The sequence below is a fragment of the Variovorax boronicumulans NBRC 103145 genome (assembly GCF_001591345.1).
Taxonomy (GTDB): domain Bacteria; phylum Pseudomonadota; class Gammaproteobacteria; order Burkholderiales; family Burkholderiaceae_C; genus Variovorax; species Variovorax boronicumulans.
Genome location: NZ_BCUS01000026.1, coordinates 18,996 through 41,239 on the forward strand (window position 1 = coordinate 18,996; position 22,244 = coordinate 41,239).

Below are 22,244 nucleotides of genomic sequence, written 5' to 3' on the forward strand. Positions count from 1 at the left end.
GCGCAAATTTGCATCGAATGGATGGATTGATTCTTGAATGACTCCGAGTATGGCTGTAAAGCAACGTTTCTAAAGATGAAAATAAGTAGATCCATATTGATGGAGTTAGCGATCTCTTTTTTAGTGATTGTTATTTTCCTATTCGATTTATCGTTTGTTCTTTATTTTTCTGATTCGGTTCAATCGCGATACCCAATCTATATTTGTGGATTTATCGTTCTTTTTTACTTAATAGCTCGAACACGTGGTTTTTTGGCGGGGAATTCTTCAAATATTGCTTTGGCTGCCGGACTGTTTGTGGTCTTGACCTTGTTGGCACTGATTTCTGGCCTGCGCTTCTCTGAAAAATTGGGTGGTGGACAATTCGGAGCAAAATTCTTTGCCGCCCTAATCGTCCCAGTTTTTTTTGCCGTGCTTGGATACTATCTGGCAAGGGCCAGGGGTAAATATTTTTACTTGGGTTCGTTTGTTGCCGTTGTTGTGTTTGTTGGCGGAGCCTTGTACTCGAATTTTGAAAGCCTTTCAAAGGGTGATGTTTTTCGACCCGCCTATTTTAGATCCGAGGACTTGTATCTGCTGGACATGCATTTTTTTGCAGACTATTTCACTTGTTTAGCATTGATTTTTATAGGTCAAGCTCGAAAGCGTTGCTATTTATTTTTGACGCTGGCATTAATTGGAGCCCTTCTATTAGGCTCAAGAACGCCGCTTGTATTTGGTGTGGTTTCCTTGCTCGCTGCTCGATATTATTTGTCGCTGCTAAAGAGGCGCGGAGGGCGTCTTCTTTTAGCTTTTATGGCGGTTGGGATTGTGATCTTCGCCTTTATCTCATTGAACCATTTTTCTTTAGAGAGTGGGAGTGTATTAGAGCGGGTTTTCAGTGCCCAAACGTACGGCGAGAGTCAGGAGGGGCGGCAGCAAATTTTAGAGCGCAGCATTCCCTATTTCGACCAATGTTTAATTTTAGGATGTTTCCCGTTTGAGGAAATATTTCTGGGAGAAAAAGGCGAGTACGTTCATAACTGGATTTCATTTTTTGCATCGTTCGGGTTTTTTGCTGGAATATATTTCCTCATTGTCTATTTTGTGGCGGTTTTTAAAACCTTTAAATCATTTGAGAGCCTGAGCATTCTCCTTGCCGTCTTGATTTTTCTTACCATGAATATAGTTTTTAGTCGTTCCTATATTTGGTCTTTTTGGGGCATGTTGCTGATTTATATCTTGGCGAGTAGGCCCGCAGTTTCACGTGAGTTGGCCTGATGAGAAATTACAGAAATAATCTGACTTATCTGGCGATATACGATAGAAATAAATTCCCAGGAATTCACAAAAAGATTTTCGGGTTTGTTTCGGTCGCTAAAAAAATCGGGTTGGCGGCGAGTCTCTCCAACATTGAGGGGGCGTCCGCTATTGGCCGTCTTCTGGGGCTTGCAAAAAAAATCGCGGTCGCAGGAAAGTCTAATTTGATTATTAGATGGCCTGCATATGGGGGATTTTTGCTTTTCCTCCCTATTATTTTTGCTCGACTATCGGGCTCCTTTATCGTCGCTGATGTACCAACACCGCGAGCCGTGGCGCTCGCTGAGATAGCAAATGGAAATCAGAATTTCCTGAAAAAAATTCTTTCTCTTTTGGCCGTCGTTCTCGATGGGCCTTGGGTCCTCTGGCCGGTCAACCGAGTGATTCAATATGCAGAAGAGTCTTGTTATTTTTCATTTTTGAACGAGCGTAGGACTTATTTGATGGGAAATGGGATAGACGTGAGCTCAATTCCCTTAAAAATGAATTCTGAGAATTCTTCAAGAAAAGTACATTTGATTGCCGTCGCGAATGTGGAAAGCTGGCATGGTTACGATAGGGTTATCCGAGGAATTGCTGCTTATCGCAAGAATGTCAAAGATGAATTTGCGGTAACTTTTTCAATAGTCGGAGAGGGAGGGGAAATTCTCGAATTAAAAAAGCTCGTCGTCGAGTTGAACGTCCAATCAGAGGTTGTCTTCTTGGGAAAAGTAGATGGGAGTGCACTATTTGCGCTGTATGACACCGCAAATGTCGCTATTGGCTCCTTGGGACTTCACAGAAAAGGGCTAACTTCCGCATCATCGTTGAAAGATCGGGAGTATTGTGCGGTCGGGCTGCCTTTTGTCGCTTCCGGCTTTGATTGTGATTTTCTTCCAGAATATCCATATCGTTATTCAATTCCGTTGACCGATGATGCGTTAGATATTGAAAAATTGCTTGTCTGGTATCAAAATATCAAACCAGTGAATTCAAACGAAATAAGAAATTATGCCTCCCTGCATTGTGATTTTGGGGCAAAAATAAGAAAAATACTTTCATTGGATTCCATTTAAACTTGTGAGCTACTAATGTTTGTTTCTATTGGAATTCCAATTTTCAACGCGGAGGCATATATTGCAGATGCAGTGCGTTCAGTGTTTTCTCAGACACATAAAAATTGGGAACTGATTTTGGTTGACGATGGGTCAACTGACAGGTCGTTGGAAATAATAAATGGCATCCGCGATTCGCGAATTCGAATTATTTCCGATGGTTTAAATAGAGGCCTTCCATTCCGGCTAAATCAAATTTCCAAAGAGGCCAAATTTGATTATTTGGCTCGAATGGATGCGGATGATTTAATGTCTCCTCAGCGCCTTGAGAAGCAGTTAAGATTTTTGGTCGAAAATCCAAACTTTGATCTCGTTACTTCAGGCGTATGCTCAATAACAAATAGCAACTTCCCGGCGGGATTTCGTGTCGGAGACAAATCCCCCTCTATTAGCGGAAAAAATTTGCTGCTTGGTAGAAATCAAATTGTGCACGCCGCGATGTTGGGAAGGCGCGCATGGTTTTTACGAAATCCCTATGATGTAAATCTCAGACGAACTGAGGATTACGAGTTGTGGTTGCGCACTTTTTCTATGGATGATTTTAAAATCTCGATCATCAATGAGCCGCTGTATTATTACCGAGAAGAAAACAGTGCAACAATCGAAAAATTGTTGGCCGCCTATTCGAGTCAAAGGGAGCTTTATAAAAAGTTCGGGCCCAAGTATTTTACAGCGATAGAGCTTAATGCTCTATTTGTTAAATCCTTCGGAAAATCGGCTGCGGTTCGCTTATTGAAATTTGTCAATAGACTCGACTTAATGGTGAGTCGTCGAAATAAACCGATTCTCGACAAGCAGATGCTGGCCGAATTTGAAGAAGAGATTCGTCGTGTCCTGAGCTTTCCCGTCGCTGGTCTTTGAATGCGGGTGTAAACGAGGGCAATGCCGTGATTGGTAAAATTCTAATTGTTACGACGGTTCCCGAAACAATGCTCACTATTCTTAAAGGCCAGCCTGAATATCTTTCCAGATTTTTTAATATAGAACTGGTGAGCGGTCAAGAAGCCGGGCGGAATGAGGTGGCGGCTGAGGAGAATTTGACCGTTTACCTGGTTCCTATGGTGAGAGGAATTAATCCTGTACGAGATGTTGTCTCCATTTTTCGAATGGCAGCGTTAATTTTTAGGATTCGCCCTAGCTTAATTCACTCATATACTCCCAAGGCGGGCTTGGTCTCTATGCTGGCAGGTTGGATATGCAGAACCCCTCGGCGTGTTCATACCTTTACTGGGCTTATTTTCCCGACGGCGTACGGATTAAAGAGGTCGTTATTGATTTATGTAGACCGTCTGATATGCGCCTGCGCGACGCACATCGTGCCAGAAGGATACGGAGTAAAACGAGATCTGGAGAGGTTTGGAATAACAACTAAGCCCCTGAATGTGATAGGGTACGGCAATATAGCTGGAGTCGACACTGAATATTTTTCCCCCTTGGGGTTGGATGTCTCTGCGAGGGGGGAGAGGCTTCGCCGGGAATTAAAAATTCCGGAATCCAGTAGGGTTTTTTGTTTTGTTGGGCGATTGAATAGGGATAAGGGAATTGGGGAGCTGATTTCTGCTTTTAGGAATTTGCCGCCAAACGCTCGATTGATCGTGGTGGGAGCGCTAGATAAGACTGCTCCTGTTGAGGGTCGAATTTTGAATGAGATTAAATTTCATCCGCGTATTCACTTGCTTGGTTTTTTAGAAGATATCCGCCCAGCATTATTTATCTCTGATCTCCTCGTTCTTCCAAGTTATCGAGAAGGGTTTCCGAACGTGGTTTTGCAGGCCGGAGCGATGTCTCTTCCCGTAATCGCAACTGATATTAATGGTTGCAATGAGATTGTTGAGCCAGGACTCAATGGTTGGTTGGTTCCTGCAAAAGATTCTCAAGCTCTGAATGTTGCAATGCAAGAATCTCTGTCTATGTCTCGCCCCAATTTAAAAAAAATGGGGGAGCGAGCGCGTGCGAGAGTTCAGGAACGCTTTGAGCGTTTTGATCATTGGGGGCGAATGGTGGGTTTTTATAAATCACTCCTCAGCTTTGACCGAAAGTCAGTGCGATGAAAAGAAAAGTTCTTATTACCGGTGGTGCAGGCTACATAGGGTCGCATACCACATTGGCGCTTTTGCAGGCCGGCTACGATGCTTTTGTTCTGGATAATTTAAGTAATAGCTCCGTGGAGTCGCTGAAAAGAGTAGAGGCTATTGCGGGATGCAGGCTTCGCTTTGTGGAAGGTGATGTTCTCGACGGCAATCTCTTAGGAAAAATATTTTCTGAGCACCGCATCGACGCCGTTTTGCATTTTGCGGGACTGAAGTCTGTGGGTGAGAGCATCGAAGATCCACTGGCTTACTATAAAAATAATGTGAATGGAACTTTGCAGCTATGTGACTCCATGGGTAGGGCCGGTGTTTTTAAATTGATATTTAGCTCTTCTGCAACGGTGTATGGGAACTTGTCAAGTATGCCGATCTCGGAGGAGTCGCCCCTCGGGGTGCCAACGAATCCATATGGAAATTCGAAAATGATTTCCGAAAAGATTCTTTCCGATTTGGCAAGGTCTAGTAAAGACTGGAAAATCGGGGTTCTGCGATATTTCAATCCTATAGGAGCGCACCCGAGTGGATTAATTGGGGAGGATCCAAATGGAATTCCGAATAATTTATTGCCTTACATTGCTCAGGTGGCGGTGGGGAAGCTTGATGTTGTTCGCGTTTTTGGTAATGACTATCCCACGCCCGATGGAACGGGTATAAGGGATTATATTCATGTCCAAGATTTGGCGGTTGGTCATTTAAAAGCGCTCGCCCATATTGGCAATCGTTCGGGATTAAATATTTGGAATCTCGGAACGGGGCATGGATATAGCGTTCTTCAAATTATTCGCGCATTTGAGAAGGTAAGTGGGAAGGATATAGCGTTTGAAGTGGTTGGCCGTCGGGATGGGGATATAGCGGAGTGTTGGTCGAATCCTGATAAGGCTCTGCGAGAGTTGGATTGGAAGGCGGAATGCAGTCTTTTGGAAATGGTTGCGGATGCTTGGCGCTGGCAATCTAATAACCCCCATGGATACGGAAGTTGTGCGCAGTTTTAATCGATGAAGCGACTAATTGATTTTTTGCTGGCTGCGCTTGCCGTTTTGTTGTTTGCGATCCCAATGTTGATAGTTGCGGTGCAAATACGAAGAAAAATTGGCGGCCCAGTTTTGTTTCGGCAAGCTCGTCCTGGACTTAAGGGGGAGATAATTGAGATTGTAAAGTTCAAAACGATGACGGATGATCGTGACTCGTCCGGCCGTCTGCTGCCAGATTCTCAGCGCCTTACCCCTTTTGGTGCTTTTCTTCGATCTAGCAGTTTGGATGAGCTTCCGGGCTTATGGAATGTAATTAGAGGTGATTTGAGTCTAGTAGGACCTCGCCCATTGCTAGTAGAGTATCTGGCTCTTTACACGCCAGAGCAGGCGCGTCGACATGATGTGAGGCCGGGCGTTACAGGTTGGGCGCAAGTTAACGGGCGCAATGCATTGAGTTGGGAGGAGAAATTCAAACTCGATGTCTGGTATGTCGACAACCGGACGCTGTGGCTTGATATGAAAATTCTGTGGTTAACAGTGCGAAAAGTTCTGGCACGTGATGGCATCAATGCCGCTGGCGAAGCTACGATGCCTCGTTTTACGGGTTCGAACGTTACGAGGAGAGAGCCATGATGTCTTCGCTGTATGGTGTTTACGGAGCGAGTGGCTGCGGGCGCGGCATTCTTCCGCTTGCTCGAAAAGAACTGCAACAGAGAGGAATTTCGTTAGATCGGCTGGTTTTTGTGGATGATCGGCCTGAAATCCGCTTAGTGAATGGCCATCAGGTGCTTAGTTATACCGAGTTTCTGCAGAAGGACGCTACTGAGCGTCATGTCGTATTAGCCATCGCTGACAGTGCAGTTCGCGAGAAACTTGCAGCGCGTTGTGCTTTCGATGGAGTGAAGCCATGGACGGTGAGGGCGGAAAACAGTGTTCTCATGGATGATGTGATTTTGGGTGAGGGAGCCGTTCTTAGTCCTTTCGTCGTTCTAACTTCTAACATTCGAATAGGCCGGTATTTCCACGCCAATCTTTTTAGCTACATCGAGCATGACTGTGTGATTGGGGATTTTGTCACTTTCGCACCGGGCGTAAAATGCAATGGCAACGTACTGATTGAAGAGCATGTCTACATTGGTGCTGGCGCCGTTATCAAGCAGGGTAGGCCAGGCAAGCCCCTTCGAATTGGTCGAAACTCGGTAATCGGCATGGGAGCCGTGGTCGTCCGTGACGTTCCGCCGGGTACTACCGTTGTCGGTAATCCCGCTAAAGCACTTCTGAGAGGTTGATCTATTGTGTTGAACACTCCTTTTTCCCCGTGGCCTAGCTTTACCTCTGAAGAGGCTGCAGCTGTGCAACGCGTATTGTTGTCCAACAAAGTCAACTACTGGACTGGCTCGGAATGCCGCGAATTCGAAAAGGAATTTGCGGATTGGGTCGGTACCGTGCGCGCCGTCGCATTGGCCAATGGGACGTTAGCATTAGATTTAATTCTCAAATGCATGGACATCGGCCCTGGTGACGAAGTGATCGTCACGCCGCGCACTTTCATCGCCAGCGTCTCGTGCGTCGTGAATGCTGGGGCAACGCCTGTGTTCGCGGACGTCGATATCGAGAGCGGCAATTTGTCGGCAGAGACCATCGAGCGCGTGATAACACCGCGGACTAAGGCTGTGATCTGCGTGCACCTCGGTGGGTGGCCCTGCGACATGGATCCGATCATGGCGCTCGCCGCCAGGCACGGCTTCAAGGTCATTGAAGACTGTGCGCAGGCGCACGGTGCCCGCTATAAGGGTAGGTCAGTCGGATCAATTGGTCATGCGGGCGCGTGGTCCTTCTGCCAAGACAAGATCATGACTACGGGCGGTGAAGGCGGCATGGTAACCACCGATGACGAAGAGTTGTGGCGCGCCATGTGGCAATACAAGGACCATGGAAAGAGCTACGAAGCCGTATACGAGCGAGAACATCCGCCGGGCTTTCGCTGGGTGCACGAGAGTTTTGGCACCAACTGGCGAATGCTGGAGTTGCAGGCCGTCATCGGCCGCATTCAATTACGTCGCATGACTGATTGGACTGCCGCGCGCACGCGTCATGCGCAGGCCGTGTGGGAAGCTGCGCGACCTCATGCTGCGGCTCGTGTGCCTGTTTTTACGGACCACGAAGCGGTTGGCAGTGTTCATGCGCACTACAAATGCTATGTCTATGTGCAGCCCAAGAAGTTGGCTGTTGGTTGGAGCCGAGATCGAATTGTCGAAACCATTCAAGCGCAGGGCGTGCCTTGCTACCAAGGCTCGTGTTCCGAGGTGTATCTAGAGCGTGCATTTGATGACACTGGGTGGCGGCCGGCTGATCGATTGTCGGTCGCGCGCGAGTTGGGAGATACCAGCCTGATGTTCTTGGTTCACCCGACTCTGACTTCGATCGAGATGAACACAAGTTGTCAGGTGATCGCACAAGTGTTGGCAGGGGCGTCTGCGTGAGGAGTTGGGGCTGCCTTGCGGTCCATGTGACCTTATGGCGTTGGCTGCTGGCGATCGCCATGCTGACGCTTCTGGTGATCAGTTTGTTTCCTGCATCTATTTCAGTACCGAGCACTGGCTGGGATAAAAGCAATCACGCACTAGGCTTTGCTGTGCTAGCGTTTCTTGCACATTGGGCGCGACCTACGAATGCCCTGATTGGACTATTGGGACTCTTTAGCTATGGAGCCTTGATTGAGGTGTTGCAGTCATTGACACCTACTCGCTATGCCGAATGGAGTGACTTGTGGGCAGATGGCGTGGGACTACTGATCGGTGCGGTTTTTGCCTCACTGGTGCAGGGACTGGCGCCCGAGCGTTCATGCTAGACATCATGGTCGCCCTATAGGCGAAGGAAAGCCGGCCTCCGGTATACGTACGGCCGGCGCGGCGGGTGAGCGTGGTACCGGCGATGGCGCTGATGCGGTGAAAAATGGCCCCTGTAGGCTCGGCAACGCCGAGTGAAGGATTTTGGATGCTGCGAAGGAACGTATTAATCGGCGGGTTGCTTGCTCCAACAGACAGCAGTGTTTCGGCGCGTGTCAGTTCGGAGCTCATGCAGCGAGAGTCGACCAGTAGGGCAAAGGAAGCGACGCAGGCCGGGTATGACAGCGTCACTGCTCAAACCGTTCTCGACAGCATGCAGCCGATGCATGACTTTAGGGCCCTGCGCGACTACACAGGGGGGGCGTCAGGTGTGCGGGTCACGGGCCGTGGAATCGCTGGCTCGTTCTACGTCGATCCCTCCGACGTTTCCTCAGCTGACAACGGCGGCACGATCATCGTGGACGCGACGGGGCGCCGTTGGAAGCGCGATTTCACGGGCCCGCTTCGTCCTGAGATGTTCGGTGCGAACGGTGGTCCGAACGATGCCGCAGCTTTCAATGCTGCGCTTACTATCTCAGGTGCCTTGCTATTGGCCGATGGTGCGACATACACATTAACCAGCGGGTTGAAGCGGATCGGCTCAATCTGGTTGATGGGAAATGCGAGGCTGGTTTTTAATTTCTCGGGTGCGCCTGGTCTGACCTGCATTGGTTCTGCTGGACAAATAGCACGCTTTGTAGATGTTACTTTCGACGCGGGCTCAGCCCAGGGCAGGACGCGAGCCGTCGCGCTGCATATCACCGGCTACGATTCGGTCATCTTTACGCGAACATCGGGGACTCGGCAGCACAACACCAGCGCATCAACGACTCGATTCGTCAACATGGTGAACTGCTTCGACGCGGTCGTAGAAGGCGGCTCGTACTCGGATATCACAGCACTTGGCAACGGCAGCGTGGGAAACGGGCAAGGCGCGGTTCGTGCCATTTACGCTACTGGCGATAGGCACCTGGGAATGATGCATGTCCACAGCGGCACTTTGTTCGAGAACATCCACACTGTGGGCTCCGAGGGGGTGCCGATTGTCGAAGATGCCGATGCGGTGGTAATTCAGAACGTCGGAGCGTTCAAGCACGATGCGTGGGTGGATCGATGCCGCTTTCGAAACGTGGGCAAGCGGGGGCTGAAGTCGCAAGCAAATGGCGACAGCTTGACGATGTTCACCGGCAACACTGTCGATTCGACTTGGACTGTCTCCAACCCCGATTCGATGACTAATAACGGCATGTACGCCATGGCGTCCGCGTATGGAGGCAACCTTGTGACGCGGGACAACTACGTGTCCGGGCCCATTTGCTACTTCGAAGAATCCGTCAACTGCAAGAGCGTGAGCTCTTCGGGCAATGTTCACGTCGGCGGCTATGTCAATGGGGTTGCGAATAACTTAACTCGTCCCTATCACCACACCAATATCAGCGAGAGTTTTTTGTGCTTTGGGAACCGGCGCAACAGTGCTGTCGCCGGATATGCATCAGGGGCTGCCGCTGGAGCATTTGACGCTATTGCCGCGGCGAATTCCTTTACGTCGCGTGCGTCGTCGATGGAGTTTGTCCATGCTCGTCACCTGGTCGTTGCTGCAAATGTTCTAAAGGCCACTGACAGTGTGGGGCCGTCCATCCGGATGAATCAGTCGATCGGCAGCGTCGCGGGTTTGGGCTGCGTAATGGTGGGGTTTCAGGACGGATACTATTTTGATGCTTCCATCCCGGCTGCCTTTTCCAACGCTATCGTGGGCAACACGTTCGATGTGAGTCGCAACCCCGTGTCGAATTTCGCTCCTTTTGCCGCGCAACACCAAGCGACGTCTGGAAACATGCGCAACACTCCCAACGCGGGAATGGTGGCGGCGAAGCTGTCACAGACCACTGGCCAGGTGGGCCCTTCTGGGTCTTCAGCGGCGCTGCCGTTGCAGCCGGCGCTCTACGAGGTAGTCCGTGTGAATGGGATCGTCTATCACCGACCGCTCTACCACGCGTCAGCTTGATGGTATTACGTGGCCCGCCGCAAACGCTCGCTACCTCAAGCAGAGATCAGAAGAAACGGCTCGATTCTCATACTGCAATCGAAATGGCTCATATGGTCGCTGCCGTCAACGAGGGAATTCAAGCTCTTCGCATGTGAGATCGATCGGGTGATGCGACCCGAGCGCGCAAGCGACGATGAATCATGCTCATATCCGCGGATTGGTTACCGGCACTTCATCGATCCGTCGCGGGCCTGCCTCGCTCTAAAAGTCGTGGATCATCCTTTCGGAGCCTCATGTGAACGTCCAAGCCCACATGGATCTTGCTAATCTCTTGCATGGCCAGTCTCCTTTCCTTGCTGGTAGTGACCACGGTCTCCAGCATGTAGCTCGGCAAGCTCGCTTGCAACCTACGTCAGCGGAGACCGGCCGCTTCGCTGGCAGCGCGACCATGATGTCTGATTGTCGCTAGTTCAGGGAAAGGTACAAGCTCAAGGGGCATGCGATAGGCCCTTCGAGATCAGTTCCTGGAGGCTCTAAGCCGCTTCTTCCTTGTACTTGTATTCGGTGTACCGATAGCCACCGTACTTGTAGCCGTAACTGCCATAGTGCCGACGCGAGAGGTCCATACCGTTGAAGACCACGCCATTGACTTGCTGACCTGCGTGCGCAAGCCGCTTGATGCTCTCGCTGAGCTCACCCAGTTGGGTGAGGTTGTCACGCGCGACCAGCAGCACGGCGCCCGCATGTGCGGCAACCGCGGCCGCATCGGCGGCCACCAGCACCGGCGGGCTGTCGATCACCACCAGATCGTAGCGTTCTGAGAAATCGTTCAGCAGCTCACCTAGCGCGGACGACAGCATCATATTCGCGGGATTGAACGGATAGGCACCAGTCGTCAGGACGTCAAGGTTCGGAATCACTTGAACATGGATTGCCTGCTCGGGCGTCAAGTCTCCTGCTAGCACCTCCGCCAACCCACCCTTGCGTGGCAGCCCAAAGGCCTTTTGAAGGTGACCCTTGCGAAGGTCGGCATCAATCAGCAGCACGCGTTTGCCGGCTTGCGCCATGATGACGGCGAAATTCCCGGAGACGAAACTCTTGCCCACACCTGGTGTTGCACCGGTGATGAGCACGCGGTTGTTACCGCTCTCCATCAACGTCAATTGCAGGGAAACACGCAGATTGCGCAGGCTCTCGATGGCAAGGCTTTCGGGGGAGGTCACCGCTAGCAATTGAACGCCCTTCGCGCCACCTGCAATGTGCTCCAAGATCGTTTCCTGCTCGAGTGCCAGCGGTACGACGGAATAGACGTTCAGGCCAAGACGATCCTCGATTTCCTGAGGATTGCGGATGCCGCTCGAGAGCTTGCTGCGGAGGATGGCAAGTGCAACACCGGTCAACAGCCCCAGCACCAGAGACAGTGCGACGACCAGCGGCTTTTGGGGCTTGACTGCTCTTCTGGGTTCGACGGCAGTGTCGAGCAGCCGCACGTTGCCGATCTTTCCTTCCTTCACAAGGCGCAGCTGTAGCGAACTGTTGAGCATCGACTTGTAGAGTTCGCCGTTGACGCGAACATCACGTTCGAGCCGTAGGGCATCGCGCTGGATGGCAGGCATCGCACTGACGCGCGTTTCGAGGCCCTCGATCTCGTGGCGAACGGCCGCAATCTGACCGTCGATCATGCGGACTTTCGGATTGCTTTCGGTGAACCGCGACAGTAACTCACGTCGCAGTTGCTGTGACTCCAACAGCTTGGTCTGCAATTGCACTGACATGGTCAGTGCTGCCTTGGCCTCTTCATCAAAGGCTACGGTGCCATTCTGATTGCGGAACCGTGCGTAAGCATCTTCCGAGTCTTCAAGTTGCTGCTTGAATTCGGGCAGCTGCCGATCAAGGAATTCAATGGTTTTTTCGGCTTCGGCTGCCTTGCGCTCTACGTTCTGGCGCACGTATTGGGCACCGATCTCATTGAGTGTGCGCTGGAGGCGATCGCGATCGCTGTCTTCGAGCGAAGCGCTGATTACATTCGATTGCTTGCCCTGTTCGGCGAGCTGAAGACGTTTCTGAAGATCTTCGGTAGTGGCGAGTAGTGAAGCACGCGAAACCAGAAATTCGGCGCCAGGCTTACCATCAAGCCGAGAAACGACCAATGTGATAGCGCCGTCGGGCAGTTGCCGACTAAGTACCTTGCCTACAGTGCCGGTTAGCGATTCGGCAAGATCGGGATGAGTCAGTGTGTATTGATCAGCAGCCAGCGCCGTAATTGTGAAAGGCTTCTGCTCTTCGAGCGTGGGGGGCACGTTGAACTTGGCAATGTCGATAACTTCGGTGCCAGAAACATATCCACCCATGCCCAAAAAACCGGGGTTCGATAGTTCCTTCGCGCGCCTCGAAAGCCATTCGCCGATGATCGGTAGATAGCGTGGTTGCGCATCGATGTACAACTGCTTTGCCTCGACCGCGCCCCCGATGACCATCCGTGAACGGATGATCTGGATTTCGCCCGTAGCCGGCGTCTTCACATCGAAAAGATTCGCTGTGTCGCCAAGAAAATTCTTGGCGTCGGGAGCAGAGTCTTCAACCTGAATCAGCAGGTTGGATTGGTAGATGGGGGTGGCCAGGAGCGCGTAAGCCGTGCCGATCGCGAGGGCAACAGCGGTGACACCTGCAACCAGCCATTTGCGATCGAGCAGGATGTCCAGGTACTCGGACAGATTAATCGCATCGTCGTTATCGTCGCGAGCGAGTGCTGCGGAGAGGGGCGAAGTGGAAGCAGATGGAGTCATGAGAGTTTGCGGATGCGTTCGGCCCAAGCTTGGGCGCCGGCAGCGATGAGTTGCAGGGCGTGCTCGAAGGCCGGGCGGCCCATGCGATACGGGTCGGGAATGTCAACGCGCGCGACTTCGCCCAGGCGAAACAGCTTGCCCCGGGTCAACGGATGGCGCTGCCCGATGTGAATCCGCTGGGCTTCGTCCATTGCAAGAATGAGGTCAGCTTCCTGGCACATCTGCGCTGTAAGTTGGCGGGCCCGGTGGGCCTCGATGTCGATGCCGCGTTCGGCCATGAGTTTGCGTGCGATCGGATCTGCTTGGTGCCCAACCAAGGCTCCAGTTCCCGCTGAGGTGACTTGAATCTGCGGCAACGCTGCAGCAATCAGTGCTTCTCCCATCGGGCTACGACAGATGTTGCCAATGCATACGACTAGAACAGATTTCATGAGACTTGGCTCCCTGCGAAGGCTTGTGCCCCTGTTGTCAGACTCAACGTAGTGCGTGTCGTGTGCTTCATTTCCCGCATGAATCACATGTCATACGGAAATGTCCTCGCCATTTGTTCTTCGTTGAGCGATTGGATCGCACCATCTAACTAGAGGGCCGAAGGATGGTCGGGCACGCCCGTGGCATTGTAGTCAGGGCATTGGCGGCCACAGCCTCGCGGATGTGTCCAAGCCGTGGGCGTTCTGGGCCCGAATCGGTCATGGTTGCCAACGGCACAACTGACCATGGTGCTGATCAGCGCGTCTATGACCAAAGTCATATCGATGCAAAAGATACAAAAAATGACATTATGAGTGTCGCGAATCCCCTGAATTGGGGGGGAGGGGTGGGTACCCTTCACGGACAATTGTTGCAGCGCGGCGCACTCCAACGCCGCAGGAGTTTTCAGTGTGATCAATCGTCTGGCTGCGCCCTTGCTTGCCTTGCCGCGCCCTTTGAAGCGCATGCTGGCTCTAGGGGTCGATGCAATGCTCTGCGTCCTGTGTGTCTGGTTGGCATTCAGCTTTCGTTTCGAGCAATGGGTGACGCCGCGTGGCGTTCAGTGGTCAGCCGTCGCGGTCGCTGTAGCCCTTGCGCTCCCCGTCTTTGTGGTGTTTGGGCTCTACCGAGCCATCTTTCGATATGCAGGCACGGCTGCAGTCATGGCCATCGTGCGCGCGTGCGTATTGTTTGGCCTCGGCTATGCGTTGATCTTCTCGGTGGTCGGCGTGCGAGGAGTGCCGCGCACGGTCGGTTTGCTGGTGCCATTGCTCTTGTTCTTGGCCATCGCCGGCTCGCGCATGTTTGCGCGCTATTGGCTAGGTGGTCTCTACATGAGCGCTCTGCAACGTAAGCAATTGCCTCAGGTTGTGATCTACGGTGCCGGTAGCGCGGGTTTGCAACTGGCTGCGGCGTTGGCTCAAAGTCGGGACATGGTCGTCCGCGCTTTCGTTGACGATGACTCACATCTTCAAGGCAACACGATCAACGGTCTGCGCATTCAGTCCTCGGATTGGCTCACCAACAACGCCGCCAGCTGGGGCATCACGGATGTTCTCTTGGCGTTGCCTTCGGCCAGTCGCGGGCGCCGCGTCGAAATTCTGAACCAATTGTTGCCTTTGCATCTGCATGTACGCATGCTGCCGGGGCTGCTTGATCTGGCCAACGGCAAGGTCCAGGTCAATGATCTGGTCGAAGTCGACATCGAGGACCTGCTAGGACGGGATCCAGTCGAGCCGGTGGCAGACCTGCTGCACAAGCACATCCAAGGCCAAGTGGTGCTGGTGACGGGTGCCGGTGGCTCCATCGGCAGTGAGCTGTGCCGGCAGATTGTTCAGCTGTCGCCTTCCACGCTGCTGCTCGTGGAGCTGAGCGAGTACGCGCTCTATGGCATCCACCAGGAGTTGGAGCAACTGGCACCGACCGTACGTGTCATCCCGCTGCTCGCTTCGGTGTGCGATGCGGCACGGCTGCGTGAAGTGATGCGCGCCTGGCGCCCTGACACGGTCTACCACGCGGCGGCATACAAGCATGTGCCGCTCGTCGAGCACAACCCGGCAGAGGGTGTGCGAAACAACGCGATGGGCACTCTCACGACCGCGCGGATCGCCATGGAGTGCAAGGTTCCCAACTTTGTCCTCATCAGCACCGACAAGGCAGTGCGGCCGACGAACATCATGGGGGCCAGCAAGCGCGTCGCCGAAATGGCGTTGCAGGGGCTGGCGCAGCAGAGTTCGGACACCTGCTTCTCGATGGTCCGCTTCGGGAACGTGCTGGGCTCGAGCGGTTCTGTGGTGCCGTTGTTTCGAAAGCAGATCGAGGCGGGTGGCCCGATCACGCTGACGCATGCGGACATCACGCGCTATTTCATGACCATTCCCGAGGCTGCCCAGTTGGTGATTCAGGCGGGTGCGATGGCGCAAGGCGGTGACGTCTTCGTGCTCGACATGGGGGAGCCGGTGAGGATCATTGACCTCGCTCGTCGGCTGGTGGAGCTTTCGGGGCGTACGGTTCGTGACGAGCATTCGCCGGATGGCGATATCGAACTCCAGGTGACCGGATTGCGGCCCGGCGAGAAGCTCTACGAAGAGCTCCTGATTGGTGACAGTGCGATGCCTACAGCGCATCCTCGTGTCATGAAGGCGCACGAGCCCTGCCTGCCTTGGAGCGAGCTCTGGCGCCAGTTCGAGACGCTGAATACGGCACTCGAGAGCAGCGATGTGCCGATGCTGAAGCGGACGCTGACGCAGATGCTTCCCGGTTATCGACCCCACGCGGAGGTGGTGGACTGGGTGCATATGGAGCGTCACCGTGTGCGTGACCGTGCTCTGCCGATCGCGGCGGCAGTCGGTGCTGCGCAGGTGGGTGAGGCCAACCAGCCATCCGCGCCGAATCGGATTGCCGTGGCAATCTGATTCGATAGAACTGCTTCATTTTTTCCCGCCCCGACTCACTGGGGTGATGCTGAAACCAAGAGCCCCGGGTCGGGGCTCTTTTGTTTTCAGCCTGTGGCGCCTATTGCGCCCGCTTGAAGTCGAGGATGTTGTCCCCTGCCTTGGGTGCTTTGTCATCGGGCGGCGAGAAGCTGAAGGCCTTCGGATCCCGTATCGACGTCATCTCGAACAGCGGATTGATCCGCCCCAGTTTGGCGCCGCCGTCACGTATCAGTGGCGCCCAAGCAAAGTTCGCAGTGAACTTGCTCGAGCGCGGCAACAGTGCGTCGAAGGGGATGGAGACGTAGATGCCCTTGTCGAAACTGCCTTCGCCGAACTGTGCCGCAGAGACGTTGGTCTTGGTCGCCCAGGCGCCGATCGTCACGCCGTTGTCGAAGCGACGGCTGATGTCGAGCGTGACGCCACGGTCGCCTGCAAGATATTGACCAGCGCTGATCCTGGCCTGCACGCCGTTCCAACCGGTGTCCCAATAGAGCGTGGCGTGGCCGGTGTTGACCTTGTAATCGCGCAGGCCCAAATCCTGAGCGAAGTCTCGCTGACGCACATGGTTGACGTCGATGCCAAAAGCGAACTTGCTGCGCCACGGGCGGTAGAGCCACTCGGCGCCGACGCCGGCAAACATCGACTCGAGCGCGCCGCCGTAGACGCTGTAGTACTGGTCTTCGTTCAGCCGGCCCACGTGGGTCAGCTGAAACACCGGCATGGTCAACCGCTTGGTCGTTGCGTACTCGCGCTGGTAGGTTCGCACGCGGGGAAGGTTGCTGGGCGCCGTGTAGGTGAACTTGTCGAAGTTGTCGATCAGGCGCCAGTTCAGCGCGGCGTTGACCCAGGTGCTCGGTGTGAAACGGTATTCCGCAGTGGCCGAAACGCCGAGTTGGTAGAGCAGGAAGGCATCGGGGCCGCCGAGGATCTGCGAGAAGCTCGGGGTCAGGCCGAAGGTGAGTCTTTCTGTGCGCCGCTCCCAAGGAGTCATGGCCGGCGTGTCGCTGGGCGATGCGGTGGCGGTGGCTGTTGGGTCGGTGGGGGTGCGCTGCGGCGACGCCGGCACATAGAGCCCATCTTCGGTCCGGCCGCGCGGCGGGGCGTAGTCACGCTGGTCCGTGGCGCGCAGTTCTGCGGGCGTCTGCGCCTGGTAATGCACCGTCACCCACTCGCTGCGATCGACAACCTGCGTGTGCAGTGCCAGTCCACGCTCGTTGTAGTGAAGGATGAAGTGCTTGATCGATGCCGGGGCATCGCGATGCATGACGGCAATGACCTGCTGCACACGGGCCTCGCGGTACACCGTGTGGCTTTCGGTGATCCATACGTGCGCGCTGTCGCCTTGCGCCGCAATGCGCTGCACGGTCCATTCGGTGCGTGCCTGAATCTCCGCAGCGGTGGCGGCCCATCCGGGTGGATTGGCCGGCGCCTCCGGCGTGAAGCGGGGCGGCGGCGGATCTGCGGGCTTGCTGGCCCGCATGCTCGCCATGTTGGTGGACAGGGTCAGGCCCACCATTACTTTGTTGCCGCGCTCCAGGCCCGCGGTGAAGGCCACGCCGGGTGAGTAGCGATATTCCAGTCCGATGTTGAAGGGTGAGCGCTGAACCTGGTTGTTCTGCTGGGGCTCGTTCTTGTAGTTGTTGCCTTCGTACTCGAGCTTGACGGTCAGGGGATCCCAGGGCGTGCGCCATTCGACGCCGCCGAACAAGGAGGCTGGACCTCGGAAGAAAGCCTTGAAGTTCGCTTCACCGCCCGTTGCGGAACTCACCGTACGCGTTCTGAAGCGATTGCTCAGTGCCAGCAAGGGGTTGCGGATGTTGCCGCTGTTGCCCAGGTATCCCCAGCCGATGCCGAGGCTGAAGTCGAGATCGCCGTAGCGCTTGTTGGCGACCAGGTATTCGGCCGAAAAGAGGCCGGTGCCGCCAAGGTCGCGAAAGCCCAATGCAACCTGAGGCACATACGCGGATTCGCGCAGCAGTCGCAGCTTCACGTCGATGCTCTTGTCCTTGTTGCTCTGGCCAGTGGTGCTGGCGGCGTACGCACGGTTGCTGATGGAGGTGTAACGAAAGCCGGCCTCCATCCAGTCCAGCGGCTGGAACATCACGTTCAGTCGCGTATAGGGCGACACGTGGCTGATCGACGTGCGGAAATCACCGGCCTCGCCCATGCGTGCCGTCGGCGTCTGGAGCAGGCCGGTTTCGCCCCAGTCGTTGCTGCTTGTGCGAGGTGCTTTGTATTGCGGGGCCGATGCGTCGGGGCGCACGGAGATGACGCTTTCCGGCGGAACTGACACCGGGATGGACGTATTGATTGCTGCGGCCGGCTTGGCTGCTGCAAGCGCGGCGGTGGTGGCGCCCAGCGCTGCTGTCTGCGGCGACGGGCCTTGGGTCGCCAGGAACTTGATGATGCCTTCCGATGCGTCGACCAGTTCGGTCATGCCGCGCGGCGCTGCCCAGATCCATGCACCGGGCGCCGGCTCATCGGAGGGGTGGCCGTTCCAGGGGGCGATGCCCACGCGCGATGTTCGGCCGTCGGGTTGCGCAACCCATGCCCAGTCGTGGGTACTGTTGGGCGCGCAGGCGATGACGTAGTCCCAGGCGGTCCGTCCGGCTTCGTGTGCTACGTGGCACAACTCGCCATTGGGGCGGACAACCGCGATGGTTTTCAATTGCGGGGAGGGCACAACGAGTTGCTGGCCGGCCGACAGTACCGGGTCTTGATCCGGGTGTGCCTGCAGCCAGCGGGGGTCCACGATGCCAAGCGCCACGCGGCCGGTGACCGGCAGGTTCTGCAGCCACGTGATGAGCTTCAGCCGATCGAGTTGCTCGGACCGCGGTGCGCGCCTGCTGGCCGCCTCGAGGCGCACGAGCAGGGTGTTCTTCAGAAACTGCTGTGCAAGCCGCTCCTGCGGCACGCGCCACGCCAGCCCGGGCGTTGCAGTGCCTTCTGGTTGACGCAGCAGCCAGGTGCTCAGTCGTTCGCCGGGTCGCACTTCGGCATCGCTTGCAGGTTCAACGGTCGCCGCGTTCTGTGATGGCTCCGCCGCGGCGCCGAGACTTGCCATCAGCGCGCAGGCAAGGGCCGTTCGACGGGGCCAATGCGGGGGGCTGATGGCTCGCAGGAGGAGGGGGCTCATGTACCAGCGCGCGCCGCGGTGCCGGCTGCTGGTGCGGGGGGTGTCCACTGTTCGAAGCTCATGCAGAGGTCGCGGGAAATACATTGCTCCGAATACACGACCTGAGGGGCACCAGAAGCAAATGAAACGCCGAAACGCGCGGGAGGAATGGAGGCTGCCGCAGGACGGGAGACGCTGCGCTCTTCATACCAACGCAAGGCGCTCGCGCGCGCGCCGGCGAGCGCGCTGTCGGTGGGCGGCGCGATCGATGTGCGCGCGATATCGTCGCGGATGCCGAAGCGATAGCCTGGCATCAGGTCGCGTTCGCGCGAGTAGGCCTGCGGGGTGTTGGCGGCGTGGGCTTGCCAGGCGGGTGGGTTGGCAAGTCGAACGTCGCGCCAGTCGATGGACAGCCCGGTCGTGCCGACCAGTTGACCATTCAGAAGTCGGACGACTTCGCCCGTGCCGCTGTACCAAACCTCGACGGGCCCGTCGGCGCGCTGATCGATATAGCCGAGCACCATATACAGGACGCGCCCATCGACGGTGGCCCGCAGGTACCGATAGCTGGGATTGAAATTGGGCTGGGTTGCTGCAGACTCGCCGCGATACAACAGGCGAGCTGAATCCAGCATGGCTGAAGTTCCGGAGGAGCAACCGCCAACGCCCAAGAAAAACGTTGCCAAAAGGCAACGTTCTAAGAGTCGCGTGGCGGAAGCAACGCGCGGACTTTTCAGCGAATGCCCTCCTTTCAGGAGGGCAACCAGCATTAACGCGTGCCGGTGGTGCCCGTGCCGGTGGTGCCGGTGCCAGGGACGAAGAAGCCGCCGCCGCCGTTGCCGTTGTTGCTGCTGCCGAGGGTCAGCATCAGTGCGCCGGTGCCTGCAACAGCGCCCCATTGAACGGGGGTCAGGCCGCCAAGGCCAGCAGCGGTTGCACTCGGAGCGCCAGCGGGGCCCGGTGTAAATGCGCGATTGTTGCTTGCGGGTGCAGGGGTAACCTGCGTTTGGGCAAAAGCCGACGAGATTGCCAGGGTGGCAAGGGCGACGGTAGCAACCAGTTTGTTCGTCTTCACAGTGATCCTCTCAAAGGGTTTTTATGCTCTTGACTTGAGGTTAGCAGCATCAGAAGTGTGCCGCAACTAATTTGGCCTGGAGGATGAGGCGTTTGCCACGGCATCCTTGTAACCGTGTATTGCCTCGATTTTCGCGGGTGAGTGTGACGGGGGGCATGTGTATCTCAATGCTACGTAACGTTCCGCCTGCGACGACCGTAACGACGGCGACTGGCGCGTACCTCTGTCCGCGGGGCAACCGGCGTTGCCTCCGCATTTCTTCAATGAAATCAACGCACTGGCCGAGCCATTGTTGTGATGGGTCGCATGGCCGACTCTCAGGCATCGTTCCTGCAGTACCCCGAAACGAAAGTTGACATTCAAGGTAGGCCGCGGGGCACAACAAGGGGATATGCGTGGTTCGATTGTCTGAAGGTGGGATAGCGAAGGGTGTGCGAGTGTGCGGGCCCGTGGCCGACGGCGTGATCGGAGGCGTCTGCTCATGATGAATCACCTGTCCGCCTGCAGCGCACATTCGGCGCCAGCACTCGCCGGGCGCTACGCCGCCCTGGGCTGTGCCTTCTTCGGTGCCCTGATCGTCGAGGGCGACCTGGCCCTGGCCGATCGCATGCGACGCCTTCTTTGCGATCTGGCCCCGGGTCGCCGCGTCGTGATCGCCTCCACGCAAGCGGAAGCGATCCGTCTGCTGGCCGCGTTGCCCTACGACCTGGTGCTGGTCGACATGCACTTGACTGATGATGGCGGTGTCGCGCTCCTGTCGCACCTGCGGCGTGCATATCCGCAGATCGACGCCATCGCCATGTCGAAGGACGACGACCGCCTGCTGGTTGAAGCCGCGATTTCGTCAGGAGCATCCGGCTACCTGCTGACGAGCGCCGACGATGTCGAGCTCTCTTTCTTGCTGCGCTCGATCGAGCGCGGCGGTTCGCCGATGGACGCACGCGTCGCGCGTCGTGTTCTCGGCCTGATTGCGGCGTCCGCGAAACCGGAGGGTGTCGAGTCCGCGCTGCGCGACGGCGACACGGTCTCGCCCCCGATGCCTGCTCCCGGGCTGCTGTCACCTCGGGAGCTCAATGTGCTGCGCCTGATCGCGCAAGGCTGGAGCAATCGGCAGATTGCCGAAGCGATCTGCCTCTCGATCAACACGGTCGAGTTCCACGCCAAGCGGATCTACCGCAAGCTGGCCGTCAAGTCGCGCACCCAGGCCGTTCGGCAGGCAACCCAGTACGGGCTGCTGAGCTGAGCGCCGAGGGCCGTCGCGTGCTGTCGCGCACGTGCTGCGGCGCCGTGCGCACGCGCGGCAATCATTGAAAAACCCTTTTGCGCCCCGCTACAATCTCGGGTTGACCTTGCTGCGGCGAAGGTCAGCCCCTGCTCCAGCGAAGAAGACTTAGAGGATCCCCATGAGTGACATGACCTCCGGCTCGCCCCGGATCGACACAAGCAAGCGGACGTGGTTGATCGCATCCAGCTGTGCCGGCGTAGCGGGCGGCGTGGCCACCGCAATCCCTTTTGTGAGCACATTCCAGCCGTCCGAAAAGGCCAAGGCCGCGGGCGCCGCGGTCGAAGTGGACATCTCGGCCCTCAAGGTCGGCGAAAAGATCACCGTCGAATGGCGCGGCAAGCCGGTCTGGATCCTCAAGCGCAGCCCTGACCAGGTCGCCGAACTCGCCAAGCTCGATGGCCAGCTCGCCGACCCGCTCTCCAAGCGGCACCCCGACGAATTCACGCCCAAGTACGCACAGAACGGCCATCGTTCGATCAAGCCCGATGTGCTGGTCGTGGTCGGCATCTGCACCCACCTCGGCTGCTCGCCGGTCGACCGCCTGCAGGCCGGCCCGCAACCCTCGCTGCCGAACGACTGGGAGGGCGGCTTCCTCTGCCCCTGCCACGGTTCCACGTTCGACCTCGCCGGTCGCGTCTTCAAGAACAAGCCCGCTCCTGACAACCTCCCTGTGCCTCCGCACATGTACCTGTCCGACACGCGCCTGCTCATCGGCGACGACAGCAAGAAGGCCTGAGGGAGACCACGA

17 protein-coding genes are annotated in these 22,244 nt (G+C 56.0%); 13 read left to right on the forward strand and 4 right to left on the reverse strand.

The features are described from left to right. The first annotated feature begins 33 nt into the window (after nucleotides 1-33). The 10 genes from VBO01S_RS32355 to VBO01S_RS32360 all read left to right on the forward strand — a co-directional run bounded on the left by VBO01S_RS32355 (nucleotide 34) and on the right by VBO01S_RS32360 (nucleotide 10,347). Complete coding sequence (locus tag VBO01S_RS32355) at nucleotides 34-1,260, forward strand: hypothetical protein (protein ID WP_157627336.1); 1,227 nt, start codon at nucleotides 34-36, stop codon at nucleotides 1,258-1,260. Continuing rightward, entirely contained in the window at nucleotides 1,260-2,354 is a 1,095-nt protein-coding gene (locus VBO01S_RS31730) for a glycosyltransferase (RefSeq protein ID WP_082818076.1), read from the forward strand. Before VBO01S_RS32355 ends, VBO01S_RS31730 begins: the two co-directional genes overlap by 1 nt. Nucleotides 2,355-2,369: 15 nt before the next feature. Then, nucleotides 2,370-3,254, forward strand: a complete 885-nt coding sequence (locus VBO01S_RS31735) for a glycosyltransferase family 2 protein (RefSeq protein WP_082818077.1) — start codon at nucleotides 2,370-2,372, stop codon at nucleotides 3,252-3,254. A gap of 26 nt (nucleotides 3,255-3,280) precedes the next feature. Further along, on the forward strand, nucleotides 3,281-4,444 hold the full coding sequence (locus VBO01S_RS10270; protein WP_218005392.1) for a glycosyltransferase family 4 protein: 1,164 nt from the start codon (nucleotides 3,281-3,283) through the stop codon (nucleotides 4,442-4,444). After that, complete coding sequence (galE, locus tag VBO01S_RS10275; protein WP_062473661.1) at nucleotides 4,441-5,475, forward strand: UDP-glucose 4-epimerase GalE; 1,035 nt, start codon at nucleotides 4,441-4,443, stop codon at nucleotides 5,473-5,475. The genes VBO01S_RS10270 and galE overlap by 4 nt, the downstream gene beginning before the upstream one ends. Before the next feature lie 3 nt (nucleotides 5,476-5,478). Continuing rightward, nucleotides 5,479-6,087 carry a sugar transferase gene (locus tag VBO01S_RS10280; RefSeq protein ID WP_062473663.1) on the forward strand — a complete coding sequence of 203 codons (609 nt, stop codon included), beginning with the start codon at nucleotides 5,479-5,481 and terminating at the stop codon, nucleotides 6,085-6,087. Next, nucleotides 6,084-6,743, forward strand: coding sequence for an acetyltransferase (locus tag VBO01S_RS10285; protein WP_062473665.1), 660 nt, complete (start codon nucleotides 6,084-6,086; stop codon nucleotides 6,741-6,743). The genes VBO01S_RS10280 and VBO01S_RS10285 overlap by 4 nt, the downstream gene beginning before the upstream one ends. A gap of 6 nt (nucleotides 6,744-6,749) precedes the next feature. Further along, nucleotides 6,750-7,937 carry a DegT/DnrJ/EryC1/StrS family aminotransferase gene (locus VBO01S_RS10290; protein ID WP_062473667.1) on the forward strand — a complete coding sequence of 396 codons (1,188 nt, stop codon included), beginning with the start codon at nucleotides 6,750-6,752 and terminating at the stop codon, nucleotides 7,935-7,937. A 59-nt stretch (nucleotides 7,938-7,996) separates the two neighbouring features. Then, complete coding sequence (locus VBO01S_RS31740; protein ID WP_082818081.1) at nucleotides 7,997-8,305, forward strand: VanZ family protein; 309 nt, start codon at nucleotides 7,997-7,999, stop codon at nucleotides 8,303-8,305. A gap of 146 nt (nucleotides 8,306-8,451) precedes the next feature. Further along, nucleotides 8,452-10,347, forward strand: coding sequence for a putative phage tail protein (locus tag VBO01S_RS32360; RefSeq protein ID WP_157627337.1), 1,896 nt, complete (start codon nucleotides 8,452-8,454; stop codon nucleotides 10,345-10,347). 515 nt (nucleotides 10,348-10,862) lie between these two features. Here the strand turns inward: VBO01S_RS32360 and VBO01S_RS10295 are convergent. Then, entirely contained in the window at nucleotides 10,863-13,115 is a 2,253-nt protein-coding gene (locus VBO01S_RS10295) for a polysaccharide biosynthesis tyrosine autokinase (protein WP_062473669.1), read from the reverse strand. Continuing rightward, nucleotides 13,112-13,546 carry a low molecular weight protein-tyrosine-phosphatase gene (locus VBO01S_RS10300; RefSeq protein ID WP_062473671.1) on the reverse strand — a complete coding sequence of 145 codons (435 nt, stop codon included), beginning with the start codon at nucleotides 13,544-13,546 and terminating at the stop codon, nucleotides 13,112-13,114. The genes VBO01S_RS10295 and VBO01S_RS10300 overlap by 4 nt, the downstream gene beginning before the upstream one ends. Before the next feature lie 450 nt (nucleotides 13,547-13,996). On the opposite strand from VBO01S_RS10300, the gene VBO01S_RS10305 reads away from it, so the two are divergent. Beyond that, nucleotides 13,997-16,000 carry a polysaccharide biosynthesis protein gene (locus tag VBO01S_RS10305; protein ID WP_082818078.1) on the forward strand — a complete coding sequence of 668 codons (2,004 nt, stop codon included), beginning with the start codon at nucleotides 13,997-13,999 and terminating at the stop codon, nucleotides 15,998-16,000. 100 nt (nucleotides 16,001-16,100) lie between these two features. Here the strand turns inward: VBO01S_RS10305 and VBO01S_RS10310 are convergent, their stop codons facing one another. Next, entirely contained in the window at nucleotides 16,101-19,157 is a 3,057-nt protein-coding gene (locus tag VBO01S_RS10310; protein ID WP_082818082.1) for a YjbH domain-containing protein, read from the reverse strand. Further along, nucleotides 19,154-19,771 (reverse strand): YjbF family lipoprotein, encoded by a 618-nt coding sequence (locus tag VBO01S_RS10315; protein ID WP_062473675.1) that lies wholly within the window; start codon nucleotides 19,769-19,771, stop codon nucleotides 19,154-19,156. Before VBO01S_RS10315 ends, VBO01S_RS10310 begins: the two co-directional genes overlap by 4 nt. A 921-nt stretch (nucleotides 19,772-20,692) precedes the next feature. On the opposite strand from VBO01S_RS10315, the gene VBO01S_RS10320 reads away from it, so the two are divergent. Further along, on the forward strand, nucleotides 20,693-21,454 hold the full coding sequence (locus VBO01S_RS10320) for a response regulator transcription factor (RefSeq protein ID WP_255221091.1): 762 nt from the start codon (nucleotides 20,693-20,695) through the stop codon (nucleotides 21,452-21,454). Between the two features lie 160 nt (nucleotides 21,455-21,614). Next, nucleotides 21,615-22,232 (forward strand): ubiquinol-cytochrome c reductase iron-sulfur subunit, encoded by a 618-nt coding sequence (gene petA, locus VBO01S_RS10325; protein WP_062473677.1) that lies wholly within the window; start codon nucleotides 21,615-21,617, stop codon nucleotides 22,230-22,232. Nucleotides 22,233-22,244: the final 12 nt, after the last annotated feature.